At 31.2% G+C, this 15547-nt stretch carries 11 protein-coding genes; 8 read left to right on the top strand and 3 right to left on the bottom strand.

Features of this window, described 5'->3' with window-relative positions; all coding sequences use genetic code 11:
• Nucleotides 1-3: 3 nt before the first annotated feature.
• From ATE84_RS24775 to ATE84_RS24805, 7 genes are all read left to right on the top strand, one after another.
• Nucleotides 4-369 (top strand): 3-hydroxyacyl-ACP dehydratase, encoded by a 366-nt coding sequence (locus tag ATE84_RS24775; protein ID WP_101450465.1) that lies wholly within the window; start codon nt 4-6, stop codon nt 367-369.
• Nucleotides 370-405: 36 nt separating this feature from the next.
• Nucleotides 406-900 (top strand): hypothetical protein, encoded by a 495-nt coding sequence (locus ATE84_RS24780; protein WP_101450466.1) that lies wholly within the window; start codon nt 406-408, stop codon nt 898-900.
• 21 nt (nt 901-921) lie between these two features.
• A complete protein-coding gene (locus ATE84_RS24785; RefSeq protein WP_101450467.1) occupies nt 922-2106 on the top strand; it encodes a DUF2062 domain-containing protein in 1185 nt (394 codons plus the stop codon).
• Nucleotides 2103-5795: an MMPL family transporter gene (locus ATE84_RS24790; protein ID WP_369828558.1), complete on the top strand. Its 3693-nt coding sequence runs from the start codon at nt 2103-2105 to the stop codon at nt 5793-5795. The genes ATE84_RS24785 and ATE84_RS24790 overlap by 4 nt, the downstream gene beginning before the upstream one ends.
• Nucleotides 5796-5937: 142 nt before the next feature.
• The gene (locus ATE84_RS24795) at nt 5938-7464 is read left to right on the top strand and encodes an NAD(P)/FAD-dependent oxidoreductase (protein ID WP_101450468.1); all 1527 of its coding nucleotides are present in this window, start codon (nt 5938-5940) and stop codon (nt 7462-7464) included.
• A gap of 58 nt (nt 7465-7522) precedes the next feature.
• Nucleotides 7523-9208, top strand: a complete 1686-nt coding sequence (locus ATE84_RS24800) for a C45 family peptidase (protein ID WP_101450469.1) — start codon at nt 7523-7525, stop codon at nt 9206-9208.
• Complete coding sequence (locus tag ATE84_RS24805; RefSeq protein ID WP_101450470.1) at nt 9208-10503, top strand: phenylacetate--CoA ligase family protein; 1296 nt, start codon at nt 9208-9210, stop codon at nt 10501-10503. Before ATE84_RS24800 ends, ATE84_RS24805 begins: the two co-directional genes overlap by 1 nt.
• A 141-nt stretch (nt 10504-10644) precedes the next feature.
• Here ATE84_RS24805 and ATE84_RS24810 read toward each other — a convergent pair whose 3' ends face one another.
• The 3 genes from ATE84_RS24810 to ATE84_RS24820 all read right to left on the bottom strand — a co-directional run bounded on the left by ATE84_RS24810 (nt 10645) and on the right by ATE84_RS24820 (nt 14714).
• The gene (locus ATE84_RS24810) at nt 10645-11349 is read right to left on the bottom strand and encodes a hypothetical protein (RefSeq protein ID WP_101450471.1); all 705 of its coding nucleotides are present in this window, start codon (nt 11347-11349) and stop codon (nt 10645-10647) included.
• A 249-nt stretch (nt 11350-11598) separates the two neighbouring features.
• On the bottom strand, nt 11599-12582 hold the full coding sequence (locus tag ATE84_RS24815) for an IS110 family transposase (protein ID WP_101450472.1): 984 nt from the start codon (nt 12580-12582) through the stop codon (nt 11599-11601).
• Between the two features lie 389 nt (nt 12583-12971).
• Nucleotides 12972-14714 carry an NAD(P)/FAD-dependent oxidoreductase gene (locus ATE84_RS24820; RefSeq protein WP_101450473.1) on the bottom strand — a complete coding sequence of 581 codons (1743 nt, stop codon included), beginning with the start codon at nt 14712-14714 and terminating at the stop codon, nt 12972-12974.
• Nucleotides 14715-14988: 274 nt separating this feature from the next.
• Here ATE84_RS24820 and ATE84_RS24825 point away from each other — a divergent pair, with 274 nt between their 5' ends.
• A complete protein-coding gene (locus tag ATE84_RS24825) occupies nt 14989-15390 on the top strand; it encodes a response regulator (protein WP_101450474.1) in 402 nt (133 codons plus the stop codon).
• The last annotated feature ends 157 nt before the right edge of the window (nt 15391-15547 follow it).

Consider the following 15547-nt stretch of genomic DNA (forward strand, 5'->3'; position numbering starts at 1 on the left):
CATATGTTACTAAAAGATTTTTACACCGCAAATACATTAGAAACTGTTGAAAATGTATCAACAGCAACTATTACCATCAACAAAAACCATGAGATTTTTAAAGGTCATTTCCCAGGAAACCCTGTAACTCCAGGTGTTTGTATGATGCAAATAATAAAAGAACTAACAGAAGGTATTGTAGATAAAAAACTATTTATGCAATCCTCTAGTAATATTAAATTTATGGCTATCATAAATCCGGAAAAAAATCCAGATTTAGTTTTAACCCTAGATATTACCAAAACAGATGATACGTATAAAGTAAAAAATATAACTAAATTTGAAGATACGGTTGCTTTAAAATTAACTGCCAATTTTAAAACAACGTAAATTTAATTTATTGAAGTGATTTAAAAACCTGAACGAGTGAAATTTTTAATTGTATTCATATCATTTTCTCTTACTATGCTCTCAATAGATTTGGATACTATTAGAATTGCATATAAAGAAGCCGCTCATGACAAAACAAAAGTAGCTGCACTTAATAAGCAACTTGCATCTGTAAATAAAGAAGATAATATTGTTTTGGTGGCTTACAAAGGAGCTGCTATTACATTACAGGCCAAGTATGAGAGAAATCTTAAAGAAAAAAAACGACTGTTTATAGAAGGGGTTACATATATAGAATTTGCAATAAAGAAATCACCAAATGCTGTTGAGGCTCGTTTTATACGTATAGGAATACAAGAAAACACTCCCAAATTACTAAGATATAAATCCAATATAAAAGAAGACAAATTATTTCTGCTTAAACAATACAAGACTATAAAACCTAAAATTTTAAAAAAGCATATCGGTGAGTATATTTTGCAATCGAAAGCTTTTAGTGATGAAGAAAAAGCAGTAATTTTAGTTCCTTAAAAATTGAAACACTTCAATTGAGTGATAAAAGAGTTTACAAAACAAAAAATCGACCTATTCAACGTATGTGTAATAATCCCTACCTACAATAATTGTAAAACATTACGACGGGTTATAGATGGAGTATTACTTTATACTAAAAATATTATCGTTGTAAACGATGGAGCCACAGATTCTACTCAGGAGATATTAAAGGAATATTCTCAGGTTCAACAAATCCATCTGCCAAAAAATAAAGGTAAGGGTAATGCTTTACGTGTTGGATTTGCATATGCACAAAAACAAGGCTATCAGTACGCAATTACTATAGATTCTGACGGCCAGCATTTCCCTGAAGACATTCCTGCTTTTATTACCGCTTTAGATAAGTCTGAAAATAAAAATATCTTGCTCATTGGTGCAAGAAATATGAGCCAGGAAAGCGTCCCTAAAAAAAGTAGTTTCGGAAATAAGTTTTCTAACTTCTGGTTTTGGGTAGAAACAGGTACAAAACTTCAGGATACCCAGTCTGGATATAGATTATACCCATTAGAAAATTTAGCAAATTTGAATTTTTATACTTCAAAATTTGAATTTGAAATAGAGGTTATTGTAAAAGCAGCCTGGAATGATGTTATTGTAAAAAATATTCCAGTACAAGTACTATATGATGAAACCGAAAGGGTATCACATTTTAGACCTTTTAAAGACTTTACCAGAATAAGTATTCTTAACACCTGGTTGGTTACAGTGGCCTTTTTATATATAAAACCGAGAAATATATTTCGGAAAGTTAAAAAAAAAGGGATAAAACGTTTCTTTCTTGAAGATTTCTTAGAGAATCAAGATTCCCCACAAAAAAAAGCATTATCAGTAGCTCTAGGGGTTTTCATAGGAATATCACCACTATGGGGATTTCATACAGTGCTGGTACTCTTTTTAGCTGTTTTTTTCAAACTAAACAAGGTAATAGCTTTTGCCTTTTCTAATGTAAGCTTGCCTCCTTTCATTCCTTTTATCATTTTTATAAGCTTAAAAGTAGGTAGTTTTATTTTTGGAGAGTCTCAACCATCATTTACCAATATTGGCGAAGATTTTGAAATGATAAAAAGCCTTAAAACCTATATTGTAGGTAGTTTTACTTTAGCCATAATTTCTGCTATTACTTTAGGGATTTTAGGATATGTATTTCTTACCATTTTTTATAAAAAAAATAATGCATCATGATGGATCGCTTTTTTTATAGTTTATATACATCTATTGTTTCCAAAAAAGTAATAGGCTTTGGAATATTTGCACTCATTATTTTGGGCTTATTATTGATAGCTTCAAAAATTGAATTTGAAGAAGATATTACTAAATTGATTCCTACAAATGATAAGACTTCTGAGATTCAAAAAGTATTAAAATCAGTAAATTTTGCTGATAAAATCATAGTAAACATTACACGTCAGCCTGAAGGGTCAGTTGATGATCTTACCAAATATGCAGCACAATTTATTGATAGTGTTACTATAAAATCTGGCGAACACATCAAACAAATTCAAGGTAAAGTTGAAGAAGAAGACATTTTTAATACTTTGGATTTTGTATACAAAAACCTCCCTCTTTTTTTACAAGAAAATGATTATGATGACATTAAAAACAAAATTCAAAAGGATAGCATTGAAGCTATAACGAATCGCAATTATAAAACCTTAATCTCACCAACAGGAATCATTGCAAAAGATAATATTTTGAAGGACCCATTAGGGTTATCATTTATTGCTTTAAAAAAATTACAGCAACTTAGTTTTGGTGATGATTTCACTTTGCACAATGGTTTTTTACTTAGTAAAGATCAAAATCATGTTCTATTATTTATAACTCCTAAATTAAAATCTAGCGAAACGTCCAAAAATGCTGCGTTTGTAGAGGATCTTTATCAAATAAATGATCAACTTAATGATCTTTTTAATGGTAAAGTACAAAGTGAATATTTTGGAGGTGCTTTAATCGCTGTGGCAAATGCCAAACAGATAAAACGCGATATCCAACTAACCATTAGTATTGCTATTACTATTTTATTGATCATACTCATCTTCTTTTATAGAAAAATTACCATTCCGATTATTCTATTTGTTCCAACAATTTTCGGAGGGTTATTAGCTATTGCCTTATTGTATTTAATTCGCGTAAAAATTTCTGCAATATCCCTGGGTATTGGCTCTGTACTACTAGGTGTTACTTTGGATTACTCACTTCATATTTTGACACACATAAGAAGTAACACTAATATTAAAGCCGTTTACAAAGAAATCACTACTCCGGTTTTAATGAGTAGTTTAACAACCGCTTTAGCCTTTTTATGTTTATTATTTTTAGAATCACAAGCACTTCAGGATTTAGGTATTTTTGCAGCCATAAGCGTTGTTGGGTCCTCTTTTTTCGCATTAATTTTCATCCCCCAAGTATATAAAAGTGCTTCTCAAAAAAGGCCAAAAACAACATTAATAGATAATGCCGCCCAATACCCTTTACATAAAAACAAATGGGCAATTATAACATTAACGTTGTTATTAATTGTAAGTCTGTTCACCTATAATAAAGTACAGTTTAATAATGATATTTCTAAGCTAAACTTCGAGCCACAAGAGCTAAAAGATGCACAGTTAAGGTTAGATGCTCTAACTAATATTGCTTCAAAATCAATTTACCTGGCGGCCTACGAAAATTCAGAGCAAGGTGCCTTACAGGTAAATGACAAGATTTTCGAAAAGCTACAACTACTAAAAGAGGAAGGAAAAGTAATCGATTTTAGCTCGATTGGATCTTTAATTTATTCAGAAAAAACTCAAAAAGAAAGAATCTCGAAATGGAATTCTTTTTGGAACACTAATACAATAGCAAATACAAAAGCTAATCTTATTGAAAGTGGAAACAAGTTAGGTTTTAAGCCAACTAGTTTTAATGCTTTTTATACCCTCTTAGAATCGAATTTCAAACCTCTTAAAATTACAGATTATAATGCTTTAAAAACGATTTCTATTGCAGACTATATAACAACAAAAGATGATTTTATCACTGCAACAACGCTCGTTAAAGTAAAAGATGAAAATGCGCAACATATAGTTGATATTTTTAAAGATCAACCTCAAACTATTGTTATTGACAGGAAACATATGAATGAAACCTTTTTAGGGAATCTAAAAAATGATTTTAACAAACTAGTAGGTTACTCATTAATTGTTGTGTTGCTTATCCTTTTATTATTTTATAGAAGTTTATCTCTTACCTTGGTAACAAGCATTCCTATAGCAATCACATGGTTGCTAACAATTGGTATAATGGGATTATTCTCACTAGAGTTTAACATCTTTAATATTATAATTTCAACTTTTATTTTTGGTCTTGGGATTGACTATAGTATTTTTATGACCAATGGGTTACTACATGAATATAAAACCGGGGAAAAAGCAGTAGCAACTCATAAAACATCCATTATTTTATCTGTTATTACTACTATTTTGGGAGTAGGTGTTTTAATATTTGCTAAACACCCTGCGTTATATACGATATCATTACTTTCTATTATCGGAATATTATCTGCAATTGTTATTTCATTTACAATTCAGCCTCAATTATTTAGACTTTTTATTGGTAGTAAGACAAAAAGGCCAATAACACTTAGATTATTTTTACATTCTGTTCTTTCTTTTGCTTACTATGGTTTAGGAGGCTTATTACTTTCACTATTTAGTGTATTTCTGATAAAAATTATCCCATTACCTAAAAAGATGAAAATGAAATGGTTTCATAAAATAATGTCAAAGTTTATGGGATCAGTACTATATACAAATCCTTTTGTACATAAAAAGATCATTAATCAAAGTAATGAAACCTTTGATAAACCAGGAGTTATTATCGCTAATCACACTTCTTTTTTAGATATTTTGGCAATAGGAATGTTATATCCAAAAATTATTTTTCTGGTAAACGATTGGGTGTACAACTCTCCTGTTTTTGGTAAGGCAGTACAATTAGCTGGTTTTTATCCTGTGTCTAGTGGTATAGAGAATGGATTAGACCATTTAAAGAAAAAAGTTGATCAAGGCTACTCACTCATAGCTTTTCCTGAAGGAACAAGATCTAATACCAATAAAATTAAACGCTTTCATAAAGGAGCATTTTATCTTGCTGAGCAATTTGAGTTAGATATTATTCCAGTACTTATTCATGGAAATTCTGAAGTGCTCCCCAAGGGAAGTTTTATTATTAAAGACGGTAGTATAACCATCAAAATACTCGATAGAATAAAAGCAAATGACACCAGTTTTGGTGAAAATTATGCTAGAAAAACAAAACAAATCGGAGCATATTTCAAAAGTGAATATGGGAAACTCAGGAGTGAGATAGAACATGATGGGTACTTCAACAATATCATTCTTGAAGAATATCGATATAAAGGAGATTCTCTTTATAAAGAAGTACGAAAAGATCTAAAAGTTAATAAAGAAATCTATAAAGCAATTATAGATGCCGTTGGAAAAAAAGAAACTATACTTCATCTTTCAAAAGATTCGGGTCAGTTAGATTTTCTATTATCTTTAGATAGTCCAGACAGGAAGATTATTAATTACATAGAAAACAAAAACACTAGAGATATCGTTAAAAACAGTTATATTTCTAATAATCATAGTAAAATTATTTGTGTCAATGATTTAGAAGAAACAATGGCATATGATGCAAGTGTTCTTATCATAAATTTAGCTACTATTACACAAAATGAATTAGAAAAGGTGCTAAGCAATAAAATTAATCTTTTAATTTTACTAAAAGAAAGTCAAAATATACATACACAGATAATTACTAATTTGGGATTCGAGATCAGACACCAAAAGAATAATCTGGTTATTTTAAAAAACAAAGAACATTAAAGAATGAAACGAGCATTAAGAAATTTCAACAATTACTTCATAAAAGAAAATGTTTAAATTTTTAATGCGAGAACGTAGTGGTTACACACGTTCTCAATCTTATAATTAATTTATTATTAAGTAATTACTAAAATTTAAACGTGTGAAAGAGCATTATGATATTGTAATTATCGGAAGTGGTTTAGGTGGTTTAGTTTCTGCTATCATTTTAGCCAAAGAAGGCTATAGTGTATGTGTGTTAGAAAAAAATAATCAATACGGTGGAAATTTACAAACCTTTGTAAGAGACAAAACTATTTTTGATACAGGAGTACACTATATTGGTGGCCTTTCTGAAGGACAAAATCTATATCAGTATTTTAAATACATTAATATCGTTGATGATTTAAAATTAAAAAAACTTGATGAAGACGGTTTTGATATCATAACTTTTGAAGGTGATGAAAAAGAATACAAGCATGCTCAAGGGTATAAAAACTTTATAAAAGTTTTAGTCAATCAATTCCCAGAAGAGGAAGAAGCCATTAGAACCTATTGTGATAAATTAAAAGAAACATGTCGTAAATTTCCACTTTATCAGTTAAAACAGGGTAAGCCTTACTTTGATGATAGTGAAATTTTTTCGCTTAATGCGAAATCTTACATCAATTCCCTTACTGATAATAAAAAACTACAAGGAGTTCTTGCAGGAACAAATTATTTATATGCTGGAGATAGTGATCGCACCCCTTTTTATGTACATGCATTATGCATTAATTCATACATCGAAAGCTCATACCGATGTATCAATGGTGGGAGTCAGATTACAAAAGTTTTAATCAAAAGATTAAAAGAACATGGTGGAGAAACATACAAACACCACGAGGTTACTAAATTTGGATTTGATGACAAAAAAATCAGTTCGGTCATATGTAAAAACGGTAAAGAAATAAAAGGAGACTTATTTATTTCTAATATTGAACCAAAACTTACTTTAAAGCTAGCAGGAGAGGATAAATTTAGAAAATCTTATGCCAATCGAGTACATAAGATTGAAAGCACAATCGCCGCTTTTACACTATATATCGTACTAAAACCAAACACTTTTGCTTATCAAAACAAAAATTTCTATCATTTTAATCATCCAGATAGAGTTTGGGATACACAAAGTTATACTCAGGAAAGTTGGCCAGAAGGATATATGATGACTATGGGGATTAATAAAAACACAGATGAATATGGAGATAGTATTGCTGTAATGACATATATGCGCTATGAAGAAGTTGAACCCTGGGAAAACACATTTAATACGGTAGCTAATAAAAATGAAAGAGGGCAAACCTATGAAGAATTTAAAGCCGAAAAAGCTGAAAAAATTATTAATGAATTAGAGAAAAAATTTCCGAATATAAGAGATTGTATTCAAGAAACATATACTTCAACACCATTATCCTACAGAGATTATATTGGTAGTAATGAGGGGTCGATGTATGGTTATGTTAAAGATGTTAATAAACCTATGCACTCTTTTTTATCTCCAAAAACCAAAATTAAAAATTTAATGTTTACTGGTCAAAGTTTAAATATGCATGGTATTTTGGGAGTTACTATTAGTGCAGTCACTACTTGCTCAGAAATAATAGGTAAAGATTATTTGCTTGATAAAATATTGGAAGCCAATAAAGAATAAAAGCTATTTAGGCTATGGAAAAAATTAAAATAACGAGCATCTAAAAAAATAAAGAAGTATGTTCTTAAAAACATCTTGTCTTACAAAATGGTTGTGCTTTTTTGCGCTCCTTTTTCTATTAATGTCATGTGGCGTTTCTAGATCTATAAAGGATATTCCTGATGTTAGTACTTACTCTTCTTCTGTTGAAAAAAGAATTAAAGTTTCGGATTCTGTTTTTACTTTAGGAAATAGCTTTCTTAGCAAAAACAAACAAGGTTTATGGGAGCTTTATGTAGAAGGAGACCCTTTACAAATAGGCTTACAAACCGGGAGTCTAACACAAGAATTATTTAAAAAACAGGAACATGCTTTTCTATCTAAGGTTGGGGAATTGGTCCCTTCAAAAACAAAGCAATATTTATTAAGAAAAGTTGTAGCGTGGTATAACAGGAAAATGTATTTACACATTCCTGCAGAGTATAAAGCAGAAATATATGGTCTGTCAAAATATGCATCAAACGATTATAACCATATCGCAGAAAACTATCTAAGAATATTATACCTTCATGGTGCGCATGACATAGGGCATGCTTTGCAAGATTTAGCATTAGTGGGATGCTCTTCATTTGCCGCCTGGGGAGAGAAAACCGTAGACGGTGATTTAATCATTGGTAGAAATTTTGATTTTTATGCTGGTGATGACTTTGCCAAAGATAAAATCATTGCTTTTGTAAGCCCAACAGAGGGTCATAAATTTATGTCTGTAACCTGGGGAGGAATGATTGGTGTAGTTTCGGGAATGAACGAACATGGACTTACAATAACTATAAATGCAGGGAAATCCAAAATCCCTTTATTAGCAAAAACTCCTATTTCAATTTTGGCTCGTGAGATTTTACAATATGCCTCGACAATTGATGAAGCAATAGCGATAGCCAAAAAACGAGAAGTTTTTGTATCCGAATCAATATTTATAGGAAGCGCAAAAGATAAAAAAGCAATTACTATTGAGGTTTCTCCCAAAAATTTTGGCGTTTATGAAGTCCCTAACTCTAATCAATTAATTTGTTCTAATCATTTTCAAAGTGAAGCCTATTCTGATGATCAAAACAATATAAAACATATCGCAGAAAGTCATTCTCAATATCGTTATAAAAGAATGCAAGAGTTATTGCAACAACAACCAAAAGTAACACCACAAATTGCTGTTGATATCCTAAGAAATAAAGAAGGACTAAACAACAAACAAATTGGATATGGTAATGAAAAAGCTTTAAATCAATTATTAGCACATCATGGTATTGTTTTTAAACCAGAAGATCGTATGGTTTGGGTATCATCAAGCCCATATCAATTAGGAGAATTTGTTGCCTATAACTTGAATGATATTTTTAATAAAAGAAAAAGAAAAAGAAAAAGAAAAACAACATTATCTCAATCTGATTTAAACATTGAAAAGGACTCTTTTCAATTTACTAAAGCATATAAAGATTATGAAAACTATAGACGATTAAGTAAAGATATTCAATCGGCAATTGAGAATAAAGATATGTTGGATCCTTCTTTTATTGGAGATTTTCAGAAGGCCAACCCAGAGTATTGGGAAGTACATTATTTAATTGGTAAATATTATTACGAAAAACAATATTATGCCGCTGCATTGCGTGCTTTTGAAGAGGCAAGCAACAAAGAAATCACGACAGTTCCCGATAAACGTGAAATCAATACGTATATTAAAAAATTAAAAAGGATATTAAAATAATGATTCCTGAAATAGAAAAAGCATCGTTGGCTGAAATCAAAACAGCGCAAGAGCAAGAGTTAAAGAAACTAATATCTTATTTAGACACAAATTCTACCTATTATCAAGGTGTTTTTGCCAAGCATAACATTCTTTCTTCGACGATTAATACACTAGAGGACTTAGTAAAAATACCCGTTACTACCAAAGAGCAATTGCAGCAGTTTAATGACGATTTTATCTGTGTCTCAAAAAGCGAAATCATAGATTATGTTACCACTTCGGGAACCTTGGGAGAACCTGTTACTTTTGCACTAACCGATAATGATTTAAAAAGACTAGCCTATAATGAAGCGATTTCTTTTGCTTGTGCTGGTGTGCAAAAGGAAGATGTAATGCAGTTAATGACAACTATCGACAGGCGTTTTATGGCAGGAATAGCCTATTTTCTGGGTGCTAGAGAATTAGGAGCCGGAATTATACGTGTAGGAGCCGGAATCCCCGAATTACAATGGGATTCTATTCTAAAATTTAAACCTACCTACCTAATCGTAGTTCCTTCATTTTTATTAAAATTAATTAAATATGCCGAAGAACATGATATTGACCTCAATGCTTCAGGGATAAAAGGTGCTATTTGTATTGGAGAATCTCTTAGAAATCAAGATTTTTCGTTAAACACACTTGCAAAAAACATAAAAAACACCTGGAACATCGAATTATACTCTACCTATGCATCTACAGAAATGAATACAGCATTTACAGAGTGTAGTGAACAACAAGGAGGGCATCACCATCCAGAGCTAATTATTGCAGAAATTTTGGATGACAATAACAATCCCGTTTCTCCTGGTGAAGTAGGAGAACTTACCGTTACAACTTTGGGAGTAGAAGCAATGCCATTATTGCGATTTAAAACAGGAGACATGGTCAAGGCACATACTTCAAGTTGTGCATGTGGGCGCAATACAATGCGTTTGGGTCCAGTAGTAGGAAGAAAAAAACAGATGATCAAGTATAAAGGAACAACCTTGTACCCTCCAGCTATGGATAATATTCTCAATGATTTTAATGAGGTAGAGAATTATATCATCGAAATTTTTCATAATACAATAGGTACAGATGAAATCTTAATCAAAATAGTTACACAAACCCCTACAGAAGATTTACTACATGATATAAAAGATCATTTTAGAGCAAAGCTTAGAGTATCTCCAAAAATTGAATTTCATGATAAAAAAGACATTCAGAAACTTCAATTTCCGAAACTGAGTAGAAAACCTGTAATTGTTATTGATAAAAGAAAAATAGAATGATTTTTTGGATTACAAATACATACTGTACACAAATAAGTTTTATAGTATTTTCTCTTGGTTTGTTTTCTCCATTCTTTGAATTGTCTCTATTATGATAGAACAAATAAGAACTAAAAAAGATATTCTTATCTGTTTCAAATCTTAATCCATTTGAGTTTTAGAAACTAAAACCTCTATATTCTCACCGTGCCTATACTTCATCAATCGAAAAACATATCCCTTTAACTCATCAAAAGTCAATCCATCTAGTGGATACACTACTCCATGTAAAGATCTACTTACAAAGTATATGTTTTTTGTAGTATTATCTAAAGCGATATCTACTTCGGCCCTAGCATATAATGGATTTCCTGGATAAACACGCTTAGTTACAAAATTTGTTAGCGATAATGAAACCCCATCCTTTAACTGCACAGTTTCTCCAATTTTCAATCTAACCATTTCTCCGTTTTTAATTTCTTTGGATACTTGTTCTTGATGTTCTTTTAAAGCTAAGGCATCCGAAATAAAAGTATTTACAATTGATTTATATTCGAGATCTGAGTTTTTTAATACCGTACTTCCTTTTTTAAATAATATGGTTCTTTTTTTATAACTGATGGTGTATTTCAATATTATATGAGGCACCCCTATATCTTCTTTAACAAGAGTAGTCCAATGGATTTCATTTGCAGTATCGACATACTTGAAATTAATTATCTTCCCTATACTGAGGTACTTAAAATGAGTTACCTCATAGTTGTTATCAGATATAGAAGTACTATCTATATGTATGGAAGTACTTCTCCTATTGGTGTCAACTTTATTTTTAACCATATCAAAGGCCTCAATTAATTTTTCATTCATTGTTTCAAATTGTGACTGTGCTTTACACGAGAATAAATTAACACAACATAATATTACAAGGATGTTTTTCATTAAATAAAATTAATTAATTCAATACATTAATACCCCACTGTTTCCAGTGATGATTCAATAAACTGTGCTCTAGGTTCTTGGTAGTGGTAAATTCCGTCTAAGTATTATTCTATGATTTAATAAAATAACCCGTTGTGCATTTGAGATTTTTTAATTCAAAATTCGTCAATTCGATTTCTATGACAATACCAAACGGTTTTCATAAAAAGATTTGTTTTTTATTAATGCCATTGCGATATGTATTAGTTTGTTTCTAACAGCATTGAGTACACTCATTTTGTTCTTACCTTCTTCTACTTTTCTCAAGTAAAAGTGTTTAAGATCGTTATCCATTCTTACTGCTCTCATAGCTGCCATTTGGAGCACGGATTTAAGTTGCATATCCGCCATTTTTGATACTCTTGGTTTTGTCTTTAGACTTGTTCCACTTTGTTGTTCGAATGGAACAACGCCAGCAAAACAAGCTAGTTTTCTCGGATTAGTCAATCGCACAAAACCATCAGTTTTCACAGCTAAAGTCCAAGCTGTAACTGATCCTATTCCTGGTATAGTTCTGATACGTTCTATGTCCTTTTTCAAAACAGAATCATTAGCTATCTCCTCTTTAATCAATTTTTCTATAGCCGCTATATGTTTATTAATCTGCTCAATTTCTTTTAAATTGATTTTCATTGAGGAACTTATTATTTTAGTCCTTTTAACTGTTTTAAGCTCCTTATTTTGTTGTTTAATAGCCTGTCTAGTTTTTACCTTATGTCTACGTTGGCTCATCAGTATTTTTATATTTTGTACAGCCTCACTTGTGGGCTTCCAGCAATCAAAATCTTGATAGTTCCTTTCAATAAAAGTAGCAATGCGCTTAGCATCAACTTTATCATTCTTACCACGAACTAAACCGATGCTTCGTTTAATGTGCTTAGGATCGATCACATAAACATTAAATGAATAATCCTTCAAAACTTCATATAAATTATAATTATAAAGACCAGTATTTTCCATTGCAATAAAGATCTCAGCATCTAAAGTAGTTATCTCCTTAAAGAGTTTTTTAATCGCTTTGATTTTATTTTCAATCTTAAAGAATGCTTCTGATTTCTGATCAACTAAACAAATATCTAATGTTTTTTTACTAATGTCAATTCCTAAATAAATACTTTTCATAATTTTACCTCTCTGAATGAAAAGAGCATTTTCATCATAACTCGACTCCTTGATAATGGGCTTAAAATCCCGAATTTCTATTAGAGATTGTTGATGAAAGAAAGAACTTAAGTCTAAATCGAACTATGAAGTTTACCCTTCTGAGTGTTATTAGTGTACTTAAGTTCTGCTCTTTTTTATTTCAATAAATATAATTATGCAAGTCTAAAGGAGTGCTTCGACCAAAGGAAGAAGTGTATCGAGAATAGAATTTTGAATCAAAAAAGCTATTCTCGATACAATTTTTCTTCATTCTATTCCGAAAAACCACTCGAATTGACGCTTTTTTATGCTATTAATCTCTAAATACACAACAGGTTAAGATAGTATTATTATATATCAAGTAGAGATTACTTTTCTTCTTTAACAGAAGAAAATCTATTATCATCGGTAGCCAAACGTGCTTTTTTGACTTCTATTTTGCGTAACATCCAGTCTGGATAATCAGAAGGGTCTTCGGCATCATAAATACGAACATCCTGATTTAGATCTGCATCTGGCTGAATAAGATCATCTTGTCTGCATTTGAGAATTAGCGCTGCGGTCTGAACTCCAGAATAGCTTGCTCCTGCTACTCCATGAGAAGCAATACTGGCGCCACAGAGGTACAGATTTTCGATTTCACTTTTTGGTTTATATGCCAAAGGACCAATATGGCGTAAACTTTTTTCGGTACCATATACACAGCCCTCAGTAGAATTTATATAATACTCATTGGTAATCGGAGTTCCTAGATCCTTCTGCACAACATGATCACTAATCCCGGGAACTACTTTTTCCAGACTATTCATAAATTTTTGAGTCAATCTTTCTTTGAACTGTAGATATTCTGGAGAGCGTTCCTTATTCTCATTTTCGAATCTTTCAAAAGCCTTATAATTAATATAAGTAATTACTTCCATAGTATGATATCGACCATCATAACTTATGGGATCTTTAAGCGTTGTACAACTTATAAAAAGACCTGCAAATTCATCACCTTCTTCGATATCAATTCTTTGCATTTCTGCAAACTGCTCATCCATATCTGCATTTTTGGGCATCATCCAAATATTACCAGAATCCAATCCTGCTTTTCGAAGATCCATATCCACTGTCAAAAAAAGCATAAGTGATGTACACGAATATCTTGTTTTATTAAGTTTCTTTAATAATCCACGGCTTATATTATCGCGACCTACCATATCCAAATAGGTTTTTCCTGGATCTGCATTAGAGATCACTCTTTTGGCAAGAATTCTCTCTCCGTTTTCTAGTTCGACTCCAATAGCACGTTTTTTCTTTTCTCCTTCTACCAAAATACGTTTTACGCTTTGGCCAGTACGTACTTCACTACCATGTTTTTTGATTGCATTGGTCATCGCTTTTACAATAGCTCCTCCTCCACCCATAGGATAAAAACCACCATCAAAATAATGATCCATTACTGCACAATGTAACGGAAAACTTGCCTTACCCGGTGGTAATCCATGATCTCCATATTGTATATTGAGTATCGTTTTGAGTAATGGATTTTTGAGATACCAACCGATCACCCTTTTTAAACTAAACAACGCATACTTTCCCATGTATTTTGTTCGAAAAGGGATAGTAACATGATCCCAAAAACCTTTTATTTTAGGGATTAATTGTATTTGTCTACTCACTGTGCGTACCATAGTGAGGTATTTTTTAATATTCTTCTTTTCTTCTGGAAAACGTTCTGATAACGAATCACATAATTCATCAAAATTAGCAGGAAAATCAAAACGCTCATTACCAATCCAGCAGTGTTCGTATGATGCCGTATTCATTCTAAAAAAAGCAAGATCATTTGCAATCCCCAGTCCTTCATAAAGTTCGCTTGTAGATTGCCCTTTATCCAACAACCCTACATAATGTACTCCAGGTGTAAAGCGATATCCATTTAGATAAAAACTATGACACCATCCTCCTGGCACATCGTGTTGTTCGAGAACTAAAACACGTTGACCACTACGAGCAAGACAAATTGCAGAAGCAAGCCCTCCTACTCCAGAACCAACAATAATTGTATCTATTTCATTTTCGTTTTTCAATTTTAGATCTGGTGTTTCTTGAGAGTTGTTTTGCATTACTACTAATAAACAAGGATTATTCTTTAATTGTTCTGTAATGATACAACTATATTTTCAGAAGTGATCTATGAACTCATATTGAGTAAGCAAAATTTACGTCTTACTCTCTAATTTTATCATTTTTTTCAATCCTCCACTTATCTATAAAAAATTACCATTCGTCTACACTAAAAATACATTTCAACGAAAGAAATCATAAAACCACCTCTAAAAAGGAGACCTTTAGTGTTGTTAAAGAACAATTTTTAACCTAACTTAAAACACTGAAATAATGAGTTTGACTTTTTTATTAATAGATGATGATGAAATAGAACGACTAAAATTTGCTAGAGTTTTGGATAAAAATGGCTATCCGCATAAAATTGTAGAAGCCAAAAATGGTGAAGAAGCTTTAGATATTTTGGATCAAAAGGATCAACAACCAGATATTATCTTTCTTGATCTAAATATGCCTAAGATGAATGGTTTAGAATTTTTAAAAGAGTTAAAATCAAACGCATCTTTACAATACATACCAGTGATCATTTTAAGTACATCTAATAATCATCAGGATCTTAAAGAGGCATACAAAATTGGAGCTGCTGGTTATATTGTTAAACCATTAAAGTATGAAGAATACACACATAAAATAAAATGTTTAATTGAATACTGGAGTGTTAATGAACTTTTATAAGCATAATAGTTATCTTTATAAACTACCAAAAATAGTATAGACATGAAATAAATTTCTTTTTAATGTAAATATATTGTCATTATAGGAGTTCTTATCCGATTTATACCCCAGGAAGAAAACATCTGTTTGAATTAAGTTATTAACTCAAAACAGTGAA

Origin of the sequence: Aquimarina sp. MAR_2010_214 (genome assembly GCF_002846555.1) — a bacterium.
Lineage (GTDB): Bacteria > Bacteroidota > Bacteroidia > Flavobacteriales > Flavobacteriaceae > Aquimarina.

Excerpts from the sequence above, each read along its gene's own strand:
- ATE84_RS24805 (WP_101450470.1), top strand. The coding sequence starts at position 9,208 with ATGATTCCTGAAATAGAAAAAGCATCGTTGGCTGAAATCAAAACAGCG.
- ATE84_RS24790 (WP_369828558.1), top strand. The coding sequence starts at position 2,103 with ATGATGGATCGCTTTTTTTATAGTTTATATACATCTATTGTTTCCAAA.
- ATE84_RS24775 (WP_101450465.1), top strand. The coding sequence starts at position 4 with ATGTTACTAAAAGATTTTTACACCGCAAATACATTAGAAACTGTTGAA.
- ATE84_RS24825 (WP_101450474.1), top strand. The coding sequence starts at position 14,989 with ATGAGTTTGACTTTTTTATTAATAGATGATGATGAAATAGAACGACTA.
- ATE84_RS24800 (WP_101450469.1), top strand. The coding sequence starts at position 7,523 with ATGTTCTTAAAAACATCTTGTCTTACAAAATGGTTGTGCTTTTTTGCG.
- ATE84_RS24810 (WP_101450471.1), bottom strand. The coding sequence starts at position 11,349 with ATGAATGAAAAATTAATTGAGGCCTTTGATATGGTTAAAAATAAAGTT.
- ATE84_RS24820 (WP_101450473.1), bottom strand. The coding sequence starts at position 14,714 with ATGCAAAACAACTCTCAAGAAACACCAGATCTAAAATTGAAAAACGAA.
- ATE84_RS24815 (WP_101450472.1), bottom strand. The coding sequence starts at position 12,582 with ATGAAAAGTATTTATTTAGGAATTGACATTAGTAAAAAAACATTAGAT.